Consider the following 16,034-nt stretch of genomic DNA (forward strand, 5'->3'; position numbering starts at 1 on the left):
GGCGGCGCGACGGCGATCGAGCGCGGAAAAGCCTTATATGGCAGTGCCGGCATCTAAGACTTAGCCGCGCGACCATGGCGATGCCGGGCGTCTGCGCGCCCACGCGATCGGGGCGGTGCCGGTAGCCTCGCCGTCGCCCCCGTCTGCGTCCGCGACGGCACCTGCTCTCCTTCGCCGGCGGAAGGATGCGATAACGCCGGGATTCCGCCGTTATCGTAGACAACCGCCACCGGGGCCCCATAGGCTGTCGACTGGGGTACCATGGGCTGCATACCCGATTTCCGGGCATGACAAGAGAGGACCTCCTTACCATGTATATATCCGGCAACGACGCAATCGCGCAACCGCATCGACGCCCTGCGGCGCGCACCCGCGCAAGCCGCTTTGCCCGCGCGGCCGCACCGTACCTGGCGGCCTTCGCCATCCCCTTCTGCGTGCTGCTTGCCGCCTTCGCCATGCGGGGGATCTACCCGTTCGGCGACATGTCGGTGATGCTCTACGACATGCCCGTGCAGTACGCCGAGTACTTCGGCTGGCTCATCCAAGTGCTGCACGGCCAGGGCAACCTGCTGTACAGCAACGCCGCCGGCCTGGGCGGTGGCATGTTCAGCCTGTTCACCTATTACCTGTCCAGCCCATTCAACCTGATCGCGTTCTTCTTCACGCCTGAGACCGTGCCGCAGCTGTTCAGCGTCCTGTACCTGGTGAAGATTCCCGCATGCGCCGTCTGCTGCCTGGTGCTTTTGCGCGGAAGGCTTCTGGCGGCGGATGCTGAAACCTGGCGCGAGGCTCGCACCGCCGCGGCAAGCGCCCCGGCCGGCAGGCAGGCGCTGCTCGTACTGCTCGCGTGCGCCTACGCGCTCACCTCGTACGCGCTGGGATACGCGAGCAACATCATGTGGCTCGACGGTGTGACCATGGCCCCGCTGGCGGCGCTGGGCGCGTACCGTCTGGTGCAGCGCCGCGCGTGCGGCGGGCTGTTCGCCGCGTGCGCGTGCGCCATCGTGTTCAATTGGTACACGGGATATATGGTCTGCCTGCTGTGCGTGCTGTGGTTCTTCTACGAGCTGGCGCGCGACCGCAGCCTGCGCGGACACCGTCTGCGCCGCTGCTGGCGCTTCGCCGCCACCATGGCGCTTGCCGTGGGCGCGGGCATGGTGGTGCTCATTCCCACCGCGCTGTCGCTTCTTGGCGGCAAGGGCACGCACGCGGGGCTGGCCTCGCTCGCATGCAACACGGGCCTTGCGCGCAACCCGCTTGCGGTGGCCGACCTGTTCTGCATCGGCACCTTGCCCGGCATCACCACGCAGGCGAACCTGCCCGCCCTGACGATTTCGGCGCTGGCGCTGGTCGGCATCGGCGTGTTCCTGACGAACGGGGCCATCGGACGTCGCGAGCGCATGACGGGCGCGGCTTTCGCGCTCGTCATGGCCACGAGCCTGGTGCTCACGCCCGTGGCAACCATCTGGAGCGGGTTCGTGCCCGAAAGCTCCTACACCAATCGCAACGGGTTCGCCATCCTGCTGGTCATGACGGTGCTTGCCGCCGAGGGCCTGCTGGCGCTCTCGCGGCTTGATGCGAAGCCGCGACGCCGTTGCGCGCTGGTAGGCGGCGGCGCGGCGCTCGTGAGCGTCGCCGGGTCCGCCGCGTGGCTGTATATAGCAAAGGGAAGCTTGCCGCAAGCACCCCAGCTGGTGGCGTTAGAATGCGGGCTGCTGGCGGCGTTCACGCTGCTGATCGCGGGCGCGGCCGGGATGCGCGGCGTTGCTGCGACGGCGGATGGCGGGGGTACGCAACGGGTCGGCAGCAAGGCGGAGCAGGCGAGCCGCACGGCGAATGCCGAGCGTGCGGACGCAGACGCCGTGCGCGACGCCGCCTTCCCCAGCGCAAACCGAGCCGGCTGCCCGCAGCACGGAGCCCGACCGATCTTACGCGCCGCGTTGTGCGTCGCGCTAGCCTGCGTGTTCGTCGGCGAGCAGGTGTTCAGCGCGCAGGCGCAGCTTTCGCGATGCCGCTACACGGTCAGCGGCTACACCGACACGCTCACGGAGCTGGAGGGCTTCTACAGTCAGCTTGACGGCGCGACTACGGGTAGCGATGCCCTTTCCGGTTCGGAAGGAGATTCAAGCTCCGATGGGAGCAAGGCTGGCGACGCTTCCGACGTTAACGGCGCAGCCGCAGGCAACGCGGACGGCGCCTCCGCCTTCGCCCGCGTGGGCAACGCCGCGCCGTATTGGGGCGGCAGCAAGGTTAACGGGCCGGACAACATGGCGCTTGTGCTGGGCGTGAGCACGTTCGACCACTATTCATCCACGCAGGAATACCGCATCCAGCAGCTGCTGCACGACCTGGGGTATAGCAAGGTCACGCCGTTCGGCACCTATTACATGAGCTCAAACGTCATCGCCGACGCGCTGCTCGGCGTCACCGACATCGTGGACGACCAGCCTCCTGCCGCGACCGAGCCCGAAGGGGCCACACTGCGCGGCACCTGGCGCGCGTACCGCAACGAGCTGGCGCTGCCGCTGGGCTGGGGCACCACGGGCAGCACGCACGTCGACTGGCAGGAGGGTCGCCCGCTTGACAACCAGGACGCCATGCTCGCAAACGCCGCCGGTAATAACGCGAGCGCGCTTTCCACTGTCGACGTGCAGGAATGCGACGGCGATCAGAATGCGCGCACGTTCACGCTGACCCCTTCGGCTGACGGCCCGGTGTACCTGTACACGCCGACGGCGTTCGTGAACGACCTGTATTACGAAGGCGGCGTCGTGTGCGAGGTGTGGGCCGACGGCTCGCTCGTGCAAACCATCGGCGGACGTGGGTCGTGCAACCAGGTGTACCTGGGCTGGGGGCGCGCCGGGCAATCCATGCAGGTGGCCATCAAGCCGCTGGCCGAGCAGCCTTATGAGCTGCGCTTCGAGGACGGTACCGTGACGAACGCGCAATCCGCGTTCTGGGACGTTCCCGCCGCCGAACTGGCGCAGGCCGGCACCGTGGACCTGCAAACCCTGCAAGATCAGCTGTCGCGCATCGATTCCGCCGGTTTTGCGCTGACCGCGTACGAAAACGGACGGATTGCAGCCACGTTCAACGCCGCCCAAGATGAGACGCTCGTGATCAGCCAGCCCTACGAGGACGGCTGGACCGCCACAGTCAACGGCCAGCCGGTCGAGGTGCAGGCAGCCTACGACGGACTGATGGGGATACCGGTGCAAACCGGTGACAACGTCGTCGAGCTGCGCTACCTCACGCCCGGGCTTGTCCCGGGGGCGGTTGTGGGCATTGCGTCCGTTACGCTGTTCGCCGTATGGCGCATAGCGGCGCGCAGGCGTAGCATGTTGCGAGATGGCGAATAATCGAGCGTAGCTCGAGCGCGCACCGATTAGCCCTAAGGCGCTATCGCACGCCCACTTCGCAAGGAAGCGCCGCACCCGACGGGGAGCGCGGCGGCAAAGCTAGATTGGAACGAACACATGAGCGACGCCCTGTACGACCTGACGCTGGTGGTCCCCTGTTACAACGAGGCGGACAACATCCCGCTGTTCTACAAAACGGCCACCGAATGCTTCGAGCAAGCGGGCGTGGGCGTTGAAATCGTGTTCGTCAATGACGGCAGCCAAGACGGCACCGCGCAGCTTTTGCACCGCGTGGTGGAATCCGCACGCGGGAAGCACGCTGTGCAAGCCATCGACTTCTCGCGCAACTTCGGAAAGGAATCGGCGCTGTACGCCGGCATGCAGGCGGCGCGCGGCAACAACATCTGCCTTATCGACGCGGACATGCAGCAAACGCCCCACGACGCGTTGCGCATGTATCGCCTGCTCATGGAGAACGCCGACGTCGACTGCGTAGCCGCATGCCAAGTCGACCGCAAGGAGGGCTTCGTACTGAAGCTGTTCAAGCGCGCCTTCTACCGTACGTTCAACGGCATGGCCGACGACATCTCCATCCCCGCAAACGTCAGCGATTTCCGCGTGTTCCGCCGCCCCGTGCGCGATGCGCTGCTCGCATTGCCCGAGCGCGAGCGCTTCAGCAAGGGCTTGTTCGCCTGGATCGGCTTCAATACGCTTGAGATCCCCTACGAGGCCGAGCAGCGCGCCGCCGGCACCAGCAAGTGGTCGTTCAAGAAGCTGTTCCGCTACGCCGCCACGGGCATCTTCGGGTTCACCACCTGGCCGCTCAAGATCGCGGTGTGGCTGGGCAGCCTCTGCGCCGTCGCCGCGGTGATATACCTGCTGTCGGTGTTGGCCGAGTACCTGTTGTACGGGACTAACGCCCCGGGCTACCCCACGCTGGCCTGCCTGATCCTGCTATTCGGCGGCCTGCAGCTAGCGGTGCTGGGAGTGATCGGCGAATACCTGGGCCGCGACTACATCGAGAACAAGCGCCGCCCCATCTACCTGGCAAAAGAGCACCTGGACAGCACGAAGGAATAGCGAAGCGCCCCGAAAGGGGCGCTTTCTTTGCCCGGGTGGACAGTTCGCGCGCCGTCCGCGCCCCGGTTCGTCCATGTTTCGGGAACCGCTAAGCCGACCCCCCAATGAGAACGATTCGTCGATGCCGAATGCCGAGCAGAATCTTCTGGGCGGTTTTGCAGGCTGAAGTGCACTTTGAAGCAATGCCGACCTGGGGTTTTGTCGGCGCAACCGTAAATCTCGGCGTTAAAACCACCCAGAACCCGGAACTCATGGCAAAAAATGGCCCCAAAACCTGCAATACCATCAAGAACTATAGGGATGAGGTCGATTCAAGGATGCCCGCCTGTTAAAGGGCGACCGCATACAGCAACGATGATAACCAGGTTGGCGTTATGAATACGCCCAGCGTTCTAAACGACAGACATCCAAAACGAAAGGGGCCTTGCCTGAACTTTGCCCGATGATTCGAGCGCGGTTCGGGCAAGACCCCCCTGTTTCGCGAATCCCCTGGTCAGCTAGTTGGGATAGTTGTTACGCACTGTCGTGCAAATCCCCTGGTCAGCTAGCCCAGAAAGCCGCTATGCGCCGTCGCGCATGGCTTTGAGCTTTTCGAGGACGTCCGGTTTAATCCGGTCACCGAGCGTGCGCTTGAGCGCCACCTTCGGCGTTTCGTCAAGGTGCACGTCCTCGTAGTACATGCCCACCTCGCGCGAGAACCCGTTGGCCGACATGCGGTCGATGCCGCCGCCGAACACGGTGTCCTGGATGGTGGCGTCGGAGGTGACCACCATGGTTTCCACGTTGCGCACGCGCGCGTCGTGGGCCAGCTTCTCGATGACCTTGTCAGCCGAGGTGCCGGCGGGGCTGAACATGATGCGCACGCCGCCGATAGTCTCCACCTCGCCGGTGGAGAACTGGTTGTCGCCGCCGTCGAACACGATGACGGCCTTATATTCGCGACCGGCGAAGTTGATGACGTCGTTGATCAGACGCTCGCGAGCCGTGTTGAACGCATCGTCGGTATAGTCGGGATGCGCGAACGCCTCTTGATAGCGCGACCCCGAACGCAAGACGTTATAGCCATCCACCAGTAATATCTTCTTCCGCTGTTTTGCCATCACGCATCCCTCCTTTCATACAATGTAGCAGCTAACCGCCGCAGGTCTATCAAAGCCAACGCCCGATGAACAGGGGGACGGAGGCGTGTTCACGAGCAGACCCGCATATCGATCGACGCGAGTCCACCAAAGTTATCACGGATCCGTCAAAATCAGCGCAGACGCTTGCGCGTCGTCTTCGTCGTGAACAGGGGACGGAGGTGTGTTCACGCCGGAGACTTGCATGTTCCCAATGGCACCTGTGAACACCTCCGTCCCCTGTTCACCGTATTGCACATTACAGGTTCGCTAAAAGCCAGTGAGGGGCGCTCTCGCGCCCCGAATTCGGCTGAAGCAAGCGGGCATAGGCCTTTGGGCCATGCCCGTGCAAGCTGAAGTCGAAAGCGGGGTACGAGAGCGCCCCGCAACGTCGAGCAGGTTCGCTGGCCGTTAGGCGGTGTGGATATTCTGGCGCAGCCACTCGTACATGACGGCGGTAGCGGCCTGGGCCACGTTCAGGCTGGCCACTTCGCCTTCCAGCGGCAGCTTCGCGTACATGTCGCAATGCTCGAGCACCAGGCGGGACACGCCGTCGTGTTCGTTGCCCAGAACGATGGCGATCTTGCCCTTCAAGTTCGCGTTCCACACCAGATCGTCGGTGTGCTCGGTTGCGGCGCACACCCAGAAGCCCTCCTCCTGCAAACGGTGGATGCTCTGCACGATGTTGGACACCTGCGCCACGGGCACGTGCGTGATGGCGCCCGCGGAGCTCTTGTACGTGGAGGCCTCGACGCGCGCGCTGCGCTTGTTGGGGATGATCAGGCCCGATGCGCCCACGGCCTCGCAGGAGCGGCTGATGGCGCCCAGGTTGCCCGCGTCGGTGAGGTGGTCGCACAGGACCACGAGCGCGCGGCCGTCGTGCTCTTCGGCGTAGCTGTTCGCGGCGTCGACCACCTGGCCGATGCCCACGTAGTTGAACGGCGCGGCCTCGGCCATGACGCCCTGATGGCTGCCACGGGCCGACTTCTGGTCAAGCTCGTCGCGCGGCACCTGGATGACCTTCACACCGTTGCGCTTGGCCTTGCGCATGATGTCCTCGATCATGGGGTCGCGCTTCATGTAATCGCCCATGAGGATACGGCGCATGGGCACGCCGGTACGGAACGCCTCGATGACGGGGCGCTTGCCTTCGATGTAATCAGCCATGTGATAGGGCCTTTCGGTTCTGCAAGATAACGTAGATCGATTGGGCTATTGTACCAGCCGCCGCGCGCGCGGGCTTCCCGCAGCGCCAATCGCCGCAAGACCCCCATGCACCGAATTCCCACCGTCGACATGCAAATTGAAAGCCAGGCTGCCGAGGGAGCCTCACTCGGTTCAGGGGTCGTTTTCGGGATGTGCTAGCGCATGTTGGCGGGCCAATCGCTGTTGGCGGCATCACTGCCGCCCGATGCACCCTTGCACGCCTCGTCATCACGGCTCGCACCGCGGGCGATGCGCGCGCCGGCGTGGCGCTGACGCCGCTCGGAATCGCCGCCGTGCAGGAAGACCCCCGACAGCACATCGCCGGCACGATGCAGCCCGCGAGCGATGCGCGGCGTCAGGTCGGCCTCGGAGGTGGTGCGCCAATCGAAGTACACGCTCCAGTAGCGCAGCGCCACCACGGCGAACACGCACGCGATACCCGCAAGCGCCAAGGGGCAACCGAAGCGCGCAAGCACCACGTACACCGCCGCGCCACCCAATCCGGCAACAGCGTAATAGTTGCTGCGCTGGAACACGCCGGGCACTTCACCGACGCAAATGTCGCGGATGGCGCCGCCGCCGACCGCGGTGATGCCGCCCATGATGACCGACAGCACCATCCCCTGCTCGAAGGCCACCGCCTTCGAAGCGCCGGCCAGCGCGAACAGGCCCACCGACAGCGCATCGGCCAGGAACACCGTTGCCTCGAGATGCTTGAATATGCCGCGGAAATAGAACACGAACGCGCAGATGAGGATGCACGTGACGATAAGGTCGGGGTGCGAGGTGAAGTACACGCCCGTACCCTGCATGAGCGTGTCGCGCAGCACACCGCCGCCGTAACCCGTGATCAGGCCGCACACCACCGTGCCGATGATGTCGAGCTTGCGGTCGCACGCGAACAGCGCGCCGGTGAGCACGCCGGCGATTACGCTAAAATAGTCGATGCTCCACGGCACCGTGAGCACCGGCGTGTCAGCGAAGATCCCCTGCAGCCAAGCTTCCATATGAACCCCTTTTCAGCCGCCAGTGGCGAAAGCGGGCTGCACGGCCCCTAGGATGCCCGCATCCGAGCGCGCGCATCGACGGAGCGCCCCGCAGGAACCCAAGACCTGCAGCTCGCACGCCGCGAAGAGACCCCCTGAAGCGCGCTAAGCTTTCGGCCCGCACCATGCGAAGCACCCACGACGCGAGCGTCTGCCCTGGACGCGCGGCCTTTCGCCCGACCGCGGGCCCCGGCGCCGACGCAGCGCCATCGCCACCTTATTCCCCCGTTCGGCGCAGGCGCCCTCATTCCGCCCCGCCGAACGTGAAAGCGGGCGCGCCAAAGGGGCGCGCCCGCTTCGCTTGTTAGCGATTATGAAACCACATCGGAAGTCAAATTACCAGGGATGACATGCTGCAACGAGCTCGTTCTGGGGCAACCGCGAAGCTTGAGCCAACGCGTTCGCAAAAGCCCACGAGATACGGCAGCGCGGAAACAGATACCCGCGCAACCGCCTCGAAGTATTCGCCGCCGCATTCGCAAAAGCCTGAGGATATGGCAACGCAGAAGGAGACGTCCCTGCAATAGCGCCAGCACCCTCGCATCATCTCGGCTCGAATCGCCCAGGGGATGCATCGAACGCGACATCGAGCATAGGACGAATCCGGATTTATTCCTCGCCCGCACCCTTGACGTTCACTGTTCCTGCCAGAACGGCGCGGTAGTCGGCAAGGTTCTTCTTCAGAAGCTGGGGAATGTCCAGCTCGTAGGGGCAGCGCGCGGTGCAAGCGTAGCACTCGGTGCATTCCTCGATGGCGCTCATGCGCTGCTGCCACTCTTCGCCGAGCCATCCCTTCGACGGCGCGCGGCGGATCATGAGCGACATGCGAGCGCACTGGTTGATGACGATGTCCTGCGGGCACGGCATGCAGTAGCCGCAGCCGCGGCAGAAATCGCCGGCCAGCTCGGCGCGTTCGGAGGCGACGAACACGCGCATTTCATCATCAAGCTGCGGCGTGTCGGCCATGAACGCAAGCCACTCATCAAGCTCCTCCTCGCGCTGCACGCCCCAAATGGGCAGCACATTGGGGAACTGCGTCATGAACGCCATGCAGGCGCGAGCGTTGTTGAGCAGACCGCCTGCCAGGCCCTTCATGGCGATGAAGCCGACGTTGCGCTGCTCAGACAACGCCACCAGCTCCAGCTCGCGATCGGAGGCAAGGTAGCTGAGCGGATATTGCAGGGTTTCGTACAGGCCACTTTCAACGCACTCGAAGGCAACCTCGAGCTTGTGCGCCGTCACGCCGATATGGGCGATCTTGCCCTGCTCCTTGGCCTCGAGCATGCACTCGTACATGCCGGTGCCGTCGCCGGGCTTGTAGCACTGGTCAACGCAGTGGAACTGGTACAGGTCGACATGATCGGTCCGCAAAAGCCGCAGCGAGGTCTCCAGATCCTCCCAAAACGCCTCGGGGGTGCGGGCCTGGGTTTTGGTGGCGATGGCGACCTTGTCGCGCATGCCCTCGAACGCAAGGCCGACGCGTTCCTCGCTGTTGGAGTACGCGCGCGCCGTGTCGAAGAACGTCATGCCGCCCTCGAACGCGCGACGAAGCAGCGCCACGGCGTCCTGCTCGGAAACGCGCTGAATCGGCAGCGCCCCGAACGCATTCTGCGGCGTGACGATACCGGTAGATCCCAACGTAACAGTGCGCATAAGCGCTCCTCTCTCCACTAGCAACCATAATCGCGAACAGGGGACGGAGGTGTGTTCACGTAAACGAACGGGGAACGCAACGGCGTTCATCGCCCGCTCCCCCGCGGGATGAACAGGCTGAACAGGGGACGGAGGTGTGTTCACGGGTAACCTCCATTATCCCGAATGGCTAACGTGAACACGCCTCCGTCCCCTGTTCACTCGCCCCCGCTCACGCTCATCTCTCGAAAAAAGGCCCACCCTCCGTTGAGAGGGCAGGCCGAAAAACCTAGCTGTTATTCTATTCCTTCGTCGGCTATTCCGCTCGCAGCATGTGCCCGAATTTGTACACCGCTTCGGAAAACGCCTCGTAGTGTTCGACGCAGTGGGCGTCGCTGCCGATGTAGGTGTATAAACCGGCTTCGAACAAACGCTGGGCGGGTTTGCGCTCCTTGCCCATACGCCCACCGCGGATGAAGTCGGACGACGCCTGCAACACACACCCGCAGCTGACCAGGCGCTCCGCAATGGAGACGTCCTCCTGGATGGCCTTGTAGCGCTCGGGATGAGCGATGATCACGTCGAGCCCCATACCCTGCAGCTCGTAGATTTCGCGTTCATACTCCTCGAAATCGCGCTTGGTGGCATGCGTGGAAAGCTCAAGCAGCAGCGTCTTGGAATCCTGGAAGCACAGGTAGGGCGCCCAGTCCATTCCCAGCTCGCGCAGCTTGCGGATGTTCACCTCGAAACCCATGCGCATGGGAATGGGCGAACGCGGGGCAAGCTGATTGAACGCGTCCCACATGGCATCGAAATCGAAGTACGGGTCACGGCAATGCGGCGTGCATACGATCTCGGTGATGCCGGCCTTGTATGCGGCATGGATCATGCGCACGCTCTCGCCGAGGCAGCTTGCCCCGTCGTCAACGCCGGGAAGGATATGGCAATGCAGGTCAAGCACGTTTTACCCTCTGCGAGCACCGTTGTTCTGGCGTCCGTAGTTAGCGGGGTTCGTAGCACCGCCGTGCTTGCCGCCGCCGCGCGGGACGTTAGGGGTGAGATTGCGCGAATCCACCTTCACCGTGGAAGCGGCGCCCTTCTCGCGCTTGCCCTGCTGGTTGTAGTAAGCGTAGTAGTACTCGGACTTCTCGACGTTGCAGTAGTTCATGACGACGCCCACCACGTTGCCGCCGGCCTTCTTCAGCTGGTCGTAGGCCTGCAGCACGGTCTGGCGCTTAGTGAAGTTCTCGCGCACCACCAGCACGGCGGCATCGACGATGGTGGAGACCACAGCAGCGTCGACGAACATGCCGACAGGCGGCGTGTCGAAGATGACGTAGTCGAACATCTGCTCAAGCTTGTGGACCAGCGAGGCGAAGCGCTTGGATGCCAGGATGTCGGCAGGGTTGGGGATATGCGGCTCGGCATCGAGCAGGAACATGTTCTCGGTGTTGGTGGAGACGATGGCCTGCTGGATGGGCATGGTATCGGAAAGCACCGAATACAGCCCGCCCGTGGAGCGCACGCCGAGCATGCCGGCCAGCGTACGGTTGCGCATATCGCACTCGACCAGGCACACGCGCATGCCCGAGGACGCGATGGCGCGGGCGACGTTGCACGTTACCGTGGATTTTCCTTCGTTGGGAATGGAGCTGGTAAACACCAGGGAACGGATGGGGTTATCGACGCTCATGAAGCGGATGTTGGCCATCAAGGTCTTCGCGGCGTTCTGCATCTCCATATCGTCGCCGCCTTTAGGTTTGCGAGCCATAGCTTATTTACCTCCCTTGAGAGCAGGCATGCGGCCGATGACGGGCAGGCCCAGCAGGTCTTCGATCTCGTCGGCGTTGCGCACCTTCGTGTTGAGCATATCGGACACCACGACGATGGCGATGGCGACGAACAAGCCGGCGAGCAGCGCGACGGCGATGTACATGGGACGATTAGGGCCGGAGGGCGCCGTGGGGGCCGTGGCCTGATCGATGACGTTGACCGACTGAACGTCCATGACCTGCTGCGCGACCTTGGAGACGTTGCTGGCCATATCATTGGCGATGGTGGCGGCGATTTCCGGGTCGGTGCCGGTGACGGACAGCGTGATGACGCGAGAAGTGGTTTCGCTAGTGACCTTGGTGGAGTACCCCTTCAGAGACTCGAGGTGCAGGTCCTTGGCGGTGTCGGCCTCGATGCGGTCGCTCTTGAGCAGCGTGGACACGTCGTTGGCCATCATCTGGCTGGCGTTGAGGTTAGAGTAGTTCGCAGCATTGTCGGAGTTCGCAGAAGACTGCTTCGCAAGCACGTACATGCTGGTAGAAGCGGTATACGTGTTAGGCAGCGCGACGAAGCAGACCACGGCGGTCGCAAGCGCGCACACGATAGGCAGGACGATCATGAGCTTCAGATGCTTGCGCATAAGCTGAAGCAGCTCGAGCAATGTCATGAATAAACCTCTCAAGTCTCGGGGCAATAGCCTTGCTATTATACCCCGCAATGGAGGGGCGGGTACAAAGTTGCTCCACTTCAGCAGAAAAGGCCGAAAGCCGTGGAGATTCGTGCACAATCGCGGTCTTTTCGGGCTCAAGCGCTTCCATTTTGTGAAAACACCATCATAATAAGCGGGTTGCTTCTCACGAAATTCTTTCTAATCTTCTTTTCGCGCGCTCTTCCACGCATCGCGCAAGGCATGTAGAAAGCGGCTCGCGTCAAGCGCAAGCACGCCGCCTGGGGCGGGTGCGATGAATTGGTACATAGGTTGCAAGCGCTTGACTGAAACCGATGCCGCCCGTTTCCGGACGCCTTGGTTTGCTGCGCGCTGCTTCCGCGAAGAGAACGGATCTTTCATGACCGCATTTGCAGAACTGGGCCTGTCCGAGGCCGCCCTCGCCGCCGTCGAGCGCATGGGCTACGACTCCCCCACGCCCGTTCAGGAGCAGTCCATCCCCTACATCCTGGAAGGCCGCGACGTCATCGCCGCCGCTTCCACCGGCACCGGCAAGACCGCAGCGTTCCTGCTGCCCACGCTGTCCACGCTCGAGCGCATGAAGGGCCGCGGCCGCGCCCCGCGCGTGTGCGTCGTCAGCCCCACGCGCGAGCTGGCTCAGCAGATCAGCCGCACCTGCATGCAGATCTCCCGCAAGACCGGCCACTTCGTGACCACCGTGTACGGCGGCACCCCCTACGGCCCGCAGATCCGCGAGCTGCGCGGCGGCACCGACGTGCTCATCGCCACGCCCGGCCGCCTGAACGACTTGATGGACCGCGGCGTGGTGGACCTGTCCGAGACGAAGGTGCTCGTGCTCGACGAGGCCGACCGCATGCTTGACATGGGCTTTCTGCCCGACGTCACCAAGATCGTGGAGCACACGCCGGCCGAGCGCCAGACGCTGCTGTTCTCCGCGACCATCGACAGCTCCATCCAGAAGAACCTGGGCAACCTGCTGAAGGACCCGGCCATCGTCGAGATCGCCCGCAACGGCGAAACCGCAGCCACCGTGGCCCAGTACATCATGCCCATCGCCAACCGCAAGAAGCAGGAACTCCTGGAGGCGGTGCTCAACGACAAGGGCCACGAGCGCGTCATCGTGTTCGCCCGCACCAAGAACCGTACCGAGGAGTGCGCCGAGGCGCTTGAGGCCGCCGGCTTCCACGCCGAGTCCATCCACTCCGACAAGACCCAGGGCCGCCGCCGTCGCGCCCTTGACAATTTCCGCCGCGGCAAGACCGACATCCTGGTGGCCACCGACGTGCTGGCGCGCGGCATCGACGTGCCCGATGTGAACTACGTCATCAACTTCGACCTGCCCGACATGGCCGAGGACTACGTGCACCGCATCGGCCGCACGGGCCGCGCCGGCGAGGAGGGCTTCGCCATCTCCTTCGTCACGCGCGAGACCATGAAAACGCTCAAGGAAATCGAAAAGCTCATCGGCAAGGACATCCCCTTCACCACCATCGAGGGCTACGAGACCGACCCATCCGTGCTGGAGAAGCCCAAGCGCGGCGAGCGCAAGGGCGGCACGCGCCGCGGCGGCAACAAGCCGGCGGGTGCCCGCCGCACCGGCGAGAAGCACGCCGAGCGCGCTGAGCGCGAGGGCCGCAGGCCCAACGCCGGCGAGGGCCGTCGCCGTCGCGAGGACGACGCGCTGGTCACCCGCGGCGAGCGCGGCGGCCGCGGCGGCAAGGGCCGCTTCGATCGCAAGGGCCGCAACGACCGTGGCGGCCGCTTCGACCGCGACAACCGCAACGATCGCGGCGGCAACAAGGGCGGCTATCGCGGCAAGGGCGGCGCCGGCCGCAACGGCGAGTGGCTCTCCGACGAGGAGTTCCGCTCCCGCCGTAACGCCAAGAACGCCCAGGCTCGCCTGCACAAGAAGGAGCGCAAGGCTCAGAACGGCGCCCCGCACAAGGCCAACAACAAGAAGCGCGGCGGCGAGGGCGGTTACGATTACAGCCGCTTCTCCAAGTAGCACTGCGCGCCTAAACGCTCACGCAAGCGAAAGCGTTCGAAGCATCGCGCGCCCAGCTGCACGATAAGAACGAATGCAGTCGCTGAGCTGCGCCAACCCCTGAGCGCCGACGACGACCGCCAACACGAAACCAACGCCCCGGAACCATTCCGGGGCGTTTTTCGTTCTGCAATCTGTAAGCGCACAAAGCTCTCCAAAACAGCGCGTTCATCTCGTATGATATGAAGCGACGCTCCATCATGCAGACGAACGCCAAGGAGAAGCTATGGCAACGCCCGACAAACCCTCGAAAAGTTCATCGAACGGTTCCAAGAACGGCAGCAGCGACAACACCGTGGCGTTCATCGTCATCGCCGCGATCGTCGTCCTTGCGGTGCAGTATTTCCTCACGGGAACGAACTTCGCCTTGGGCATCTGGGAGGAATTCACCGCCCCCGAGCTCTCCAAAGCCGAGATCGCCGAGTTCGAGGAAACCATTTCGCAAATCGACAACGCCGCTGCGGCGTACTCATCGGGCGGATTCCAGACCGAGGACGACGTCAAAAACGCCATAGCGGCGCAAAAGGCCCATGCGAAGGAGCTTGAGGCGCAAGGGGTGGTGTCCTCTTACACCGTCGACGACAACAGCGTGTACTACAAGTTCGAGAACGGCTTGTCGTACCTTTATATAGCCGCGCCCGAGGGAACCGACGGCTTGAGCACCGACTCCGAAGCCACCATCTCCTCCGTGGAGACCACCGGCAGGCTTGATTCGGTTGCGGCGATCAGCACCGTCACCAACGCGTTTTCCTCGACCTCCTCGAAATGGTCCGCCTCCACGGCGAAGACCCCGAGCAACATCACGCTGGCGGGGCTTAAGGAGCTCGGCGGCAAGCAGCAGCTTCTCATCTGGGCCGGCCACGGCGGGTACAACCGCAAAACCGGCAGCGTCCTTGACACCGGGATCGACTCCGACCTCAGCGACAAATCCCAGCTCATCGAGATCAAGAACGACCGCGCCACGATCGTCAACGTGGCCGGAGATCCCGACAGCCACCTTGCGATCACGCCCTCCTTCGTCAAGCGCTACGTGCGCGGCCTGGGCGGGTCGGTCGTCTACCTGTGCGCCTGCAGCACGGGTGAAGACAGCCAGCTGGCGGACGCGTTCCTGGACAACGGCGCAACGGCCGTGTTCGGCAACACTGGGTCGATCTCGCACGTCTACAACGTCGCCATGCTCCAGGGCGTGCTGACCACGTTTTTGACCCCCGACGAGAACGGCAACTACCCCACGCTGTCGAAAAGCCTGAGCACGGCGAAGAAGAACATCGGGAACGATTCCGCCGAATACCTTGAGCACGTGGGCGCGGACGCCAACTTCATCGAATCGCAGCGCAACGTCAAGGTGAAGCTGTTCGGCGGAACCGAGGCGGGCGACCTCAAGGTGCAGGCGGCATCGACGAGCAAGGGCAAAACCGAGGACAAGCCCGCTGGAAGCAGCTCGAATTCCGGTTCGACAAGCAGCTCGAACAGCTCGAGCACGGGCAAGGAGACCGAATCCGAGTCGAGCGGATCGACCGGCGGCAGCTCAGCCAACAGCGGCTTGCCCGCAACCGAGAGCAAGCCGAGCGAGTCGAGCGGCGGCAGCTCAGCCAACAGCGGCTCGAACGCTTACAGCAACGGACAAACGGCGCCCATGCCCGAGACCGCACTGACGATCGACATGATCGTGGGCCTTTGGAGCCCCGACCAGAACGCCCAGGAGCCCCGCTATATCGATTTCCTCGCAAAGGGAGACCTGGTGACCTACGACTATTACTCGCTCATCGACTCGCGCGCCCTTGGCAGGCCCCAGCCTTCCGCGCCCGTGAAGTTCGAATACTGCAGCGGCGTCGTCGACATGATGCTGAACCAGGGAAGGTGTTCCTGCCGGACGAGGGACTCGAGCGGGGTGTACATCTCCTTCTACATCGACGAGATGGCCAACGACGTCATCTACGACCAGGAAACCGGGACGGCATGGCACCGCGTCATCCCGCACACCATCGAGAACCACTGATAAGCAGGACGCACATAGCGCGCAAAAGGCCCGGGGCCTATTCCCAGGCTTTTTGCGTTCGCTAATCGTTCCCCGTCTGACACTTGGGG

Annotated in this window: 11 protein-coding genes; 4 read left to right on the top strand and 7 right to left on the bottom strand. The window is 63.7% G+C overall.

Annotated elements, in window-relative coordinates; all coding sequences use genetic code 11:
• The first annotated feature begins 311 nt into the window (after nt 1–311).
• Both Q0G75_RS01195 and Q0G75_RS01200 read left to right on the top strand, forming a co-directional pair.
• Nucleotides 312–3,359: a YfhO family protein gene (locus Q0G75_RS01195; RefSeq protein WP_294417065.1), complete on the top strand. Its 3,048-nt coding sequence runs from the start codon at nt 312–314 to the stop codon at nt 3,357–3,359.
• A gap of 117 nt (nt 3,360–3,476) precedes the next feature.
• A complete protein-coding gene (locus tag Q0G75_RS01200) occupies nt 3,477–4,439 on the top strand; it encodes a glycosyltransferase family 2 protein (RefSeq protein WP_294417064.1) in 963 nt (320 codons plus the stop codon).
• 560 nt (nt 4,440–4,999) lie between these two features.
• Here the strand turns inward: Q0G75_RS01200 and Q0G75_RS01205 are convergent.
• The 7 genes from Q0G75_RS01205 to Q0G75_RS01235 all read right to left on the bottom strand — a co-directional run bounded on the left by Q0G75_RS01205 (nt 5,000) and on the right by Q0G75_RS01235 (nt 11,881).
• Nucleotides 5,000–5,539 (bottom strand): NYN domain-containing protein, encoded by a 540-nt coding sequence (locus tag Q0G75_RS01205; RefSeq protein WP_042435704.1) that lies wholly within the window; start codon nt 5,537–5,539, stop codon nt 5,000–5,002.
• 429 nt (nt 5,540–5,968) lie between these two features.
• A complete protein-coding gene (gene rlmB, locus Q0G75_RS01210) occupies nt 5,969–6,724 on the bottom strand; it encodes a 23S rRNA (guanosine(2251)-2'-O)-methyltransferase RlmB (protein ID WP_042435702.1) in 756 nt (251 codons plus the stop codon).
• A gap of 194 nt (nt 6,725–6,918) precedes the next feature.
• A complete protein-coding gene (locus Q0G75_RS01215; RefSeq protein ID WP_294415783.1) occupies nt 6,919–7,770 on the bottom strand; it encodes a TRIC cation channel family protein in 852 nt (283 codons plus the stop codon).
• A 648-nt stretch (nt 7,771–8,418) separates the two neighbouring features.
• Nucleotides 8,419–9,462 carry an aldo/keto reductase gene (locus Q0G75_RS01220; RefSeq protein ID WP_294415786.1) on the bottom strand — a complete coding sequence of 348 codons (1,044 nt, stop codon included), beginning with the start codon at nt 9,460–9,462 and terminating at the stop codon, nt 8,419–8,421.
• A gap of 295 nt (nt 9,463–9,757) precedes the next feature.
• Entirely contained in the window at nt 9,758–10,402 is a 645-nt protein-coding gene (locus Q0G75_RS01225) for a CpsB/CapC family capsule biosynthesis tyrosine phosphatase (protein WP_294415788.1), read from the bottom strand.
• A gap of 3 nt (nt 10,403–10,405) precedes the next feature.
• A complete protein-coding gene (locus Q0G75_RS01230; protein WP_294415790.1) occupies nt 10,406–11,212 on the bottom strand; it encodes a CpsD/CapB family tyrosine-protein kinase in 807 nt (268 codons plus the stop codon).
• Between the two features lie 3 nt (nt 11,213–11,215).
• Nucleotides 11,216–11,881, bottom strand: coding sequence for a Wzz/FepE/Etk N-terminal domain-containing protein (locus Q0G75_RS01235; RefSeq protein ID WP_294415792.1), 666 nt, complete (start codon nt 11,879–11,881; stop codon nt 11,216–11,218).
• A 400-nt stretch (nt 11,882–12,281) separates the two neighbouring features.
• On the opposite strand from Q0G75_RS01235, the gene Q0G75_RS01240 reads away from it, so the two are divergent.
• Both Q0G75_RS01240 and Q0G75_RS01245 read left to right on the top strand, forming a co-directional pair.
• Nucleotides 12,282–13,907, top strand: coding sequence for a DEAD/DEAH box helicase (locus tag Q0G75_RS01240; protein ID WP_294415793.1), 1,626 nt, complete (start codon nt 12,282–12,284; stop codon nt 13,905–13,907).
• A 265-nt stretch (nt 13,908–14,172) separates the two neighbouring features.
• Entirely contained in the window at nt 14,173–15,945 is a 1,773-nt protein-coding gene (locus Q0G75_RS01245) for a hypothetical protein (RefSeq protein ID WP_294415795.1), read from the top strand.
• Nucleotides 15,946–16,034: the final 89 nt, after the last annotated feature.

The sequence above is a fragment of the uncultured Senegalimassilia sp. genome, assembly GCF_934636665.1.
Classification (GTDB): Bacteria; Actinomycetota; Coriobacteriia; order Coriobacteriales; family Eggerthellaceae; genus Senegalimassilia.